The sequence below is a fragment of the uncultured Veillonella sp. genome (assembly GCF_963524655.1).
Taxonomy (GTDB): Bacteria; Bacillota; Negativicutes; order Veillonellales; family Veillonellaceae; genus Veillonella.
Genome location: NZ_CAURHA010000077.1, coordinates 1 through 2,636 on the forward strand (window position 1 = coordinate 1; position 2,636 = coordinate 2,636).

The window sequence follows — 2,636 nt, forward strand, 5'->3', positions numbered from 1 at the left end:
TCATATCTACTAATGCTGTTTTAGTAGGCTCATCCCATGCCACTTTATAGCCCAACGCTTCGGATACTTGGCGTAATGCTACGAGCGGTTGACCATCTACATAGATTACATTTTGTTGACCGTTGATAGGCTCAACAACCTTGCCGTCTACATTGATATGATGGGCAGTCGTAACAGATGCTGGCTTTTCAAGATTCATAGCTGGACCTGGATTCTCCATGCCAATAGCCGCCTGTGCAGGCTGTGCCGTGCCAAATGTGAAAGCTAATGCACCTACAGCGATGCTAGATAAAATAAGCTGTTTTAATTTCATAAGTGACCTCCATAAGGTGTTATATCGTTCTGAATAAGCTAACATTACCAAATGTATATGAATATTTTATTATAAATTTTAATTTTACACAATTTAAATAAGGGTGTATGGCACTCATTATTTAATAGTTTTTAATTGAATAATGTTTAAAATAATTTTATACTTTACAAAAAAACTTTAATTGTGTTATTCTGATGATACGTATTTCATGAATTTGTCATGATTAGTGTTGTTAGAGTATGTTTATAGGAGAGTTTTGTGAATATAAAACGCTTAGTTCTTCTGAGTTTAGGTGTATATAGTCTGTCTATGCCTTTAATGGTACAGGCTGTTGATCCTGTTATACCTATGACTCAACAAGAGCAATTACAACAAGACCGAGATACTCAACGGGAACGTAATCTTCGCCTTGATGCGGAGCGCGTAGGAACCGTTGTCAGTGAGCCGGCACTTATAGACGTACCTTCAGATAAGAATGGTGCGTCTTTTTATATTAAGCAAATACAGTTAGATGGTGTGCCTAAAGAATTATCGTTTCTAAATAAGATCGCTCGTAAGCATGAGCAAAAACATGTGACTGTATCAGATATTACTAATATTCGTCATGCCTTTCAACGTAAATTACTAGACAAAGGCTTTGTTACCTCTCAGGTATTTATTCCAGAACAAAATTTAAATGCTGGAACCTTACAATTTATGGTTATGCCTGGTCGAGTGGAAGACATTCGGTATAGTACTTCTTCAGCACATGGTCCTTGGCGTACTGCATTTCCTGTGCGTCCTGGAGATATCCTTAATATCCGAGATGTAGAACAAGGTCTTGAACAGATGAAAGGTGTGTCATCTCAATCGGTGACTATGCAGTTACTTCCAGGTACATCTGTTGGTACTTCTATTATTGAACTAACAATTAAACAAGATAAACTAGTACATGGATCCATTAGTTTCGATAATAGTGGTCTAGAGTCTACAGGGGTATATCAAGGTAGTTTTACATCATCTTTTGACCAAGTTTTTAGAGCTAATGATACCTTTACCATGTCGTTGTCAGGTGACCTTAGCGGTGCGGGTAGTATAAAAGGAACTCGTGCAGCTAGTCTCAATTATGTAATACCTCATGGAAAAGATACGTTTAGTTTAAGCTTTTCTAAATCAAGATATCATCAAACTATTCAATCTAATCCTTATGATTTCACATACAGTGGTAAGTCCACTACTATGAAGGCGAAATGGAATCATGTTTGGTCGCGTACACAACGTGAAAAGCGTGCATTTGATATTTCTATTAGCACACGGCATAATCATCGCTTTATCAATGATATGGAAATACCTGTGCAAGCATTACGTACCACTTCAATGGAGTTTGGGATTTCTAACCGTAAATATATTGGGAATGCTACGCTGTACTCTCGTTTAGGGTTCCAATGGGGGATAGGTGCACTTGGCGCACAACCTGAACATAAGGCTTCTGTTGCCATGGGTGGTCCTACATCTAGATATCATATGTGGCTTGTAGATGTAGATTATCGAAAACCATTTATTATGGGCCATCGACCTGCATCCTTTACCTCTTCATTCCATGGACAGTGGGTTCAAGGTGGTAAAAGACTGTATAGCGTAGACACTATAAATATTGGTAATCGATATAGCATCTATGGCTTCGATGGCGAATATACACTTATGGGCGATAGTGGTTGGTATGTACGTAATGAAGTATCATCTGTTATTCCTCGCCTTAATACAGAAGTATATCTTGGTCTTGATGTTGGGGCTGTATATGGTAAAAGTACAGAAGCTCTAGTCGGTAAAACAATTGCAGGCACTGCGCTTGGTGTACGGGGTAACTATGCATCAGGTTTATTGTTTGATGCATTTGTTAGTACCCCTTTATATAAACCGCAAGGATATCATACGAAAAAGTTTTATAGCGGATTTACCGTAGGGTACAGATTCTAATCTCAATGTAATTATGACTATATATGTGTTGAACTAGCATGTGTTGAGCTAGTATTTATATAATTGGAGAGTTGTATGTGTAAAACAAATCAAGAACGACGTACGCTAGGACGAAAGGTAATGTCTTGGCTAACCTTTGGTGTATTTGTAGCATCTCAATCGATGGTGTTGGCTGCACCAATTACGCCAGATAATAATGCTGCTATTACTGAACGACCGTTGGTTCAGGAAACAGCTAATCAGATTCCACTAGTTAACGTGACGGCCCCTACTAATGGTGGCGTCTCTATGAATAAATATGATCAATTTAATGTAGAGAAACAAGGGGCTATTTTAAATAACTCATATGTAACGAGTAAAACAGAAC

3 protein-coding genes are annotated in these 2,636 nt (G+C 38.1%); 2 read left to right on the top strand and 1 reads right to left on the bottom strand.

Annotated elements, in window-relative coordinates; all coding sequences use genetic code 11:
- The coding region (locus RYM16_RS09005; protein WP_314983405.1) for a stalk domain-containing protein at positions 1–313 on the bottom strand (313 nt) is incomplete at its 3' end.
- A 258-nt stretch (positions 314–571) separates the two neighbouring features.
- Here RYM16_RS09005 and RYM16_RS09010 point away from each other — a divergent pair.
- Together RYM16_RS09010 and RYM16_RS09015 are read left to right on the top strand one after the other, a co-directional pair.
- Positions 572–2,269 carry a ShlB/FhaC/HecB family hemolysin secretion/activation protein gene (locus RYM16_RS09010; RefSeq protein WP_314983407.1) on the top strand — a complete coding sequence of 566 codons (1,698 nt, stop codon included), beginning with the start codon at positions 572–574 and terminating at the stop codon, positions 2,267–2,269.
- A gap of 75 nt (positions 2,270–2,344) precedes the next feature.
- Positions 2,345–2,636 (top strand): hypothetical protein (locus RYM16_RS09015; RefSeq protein ID WP_314983409.1); only part of this gene is annotated, 292 nt, incomplete at its 3' end.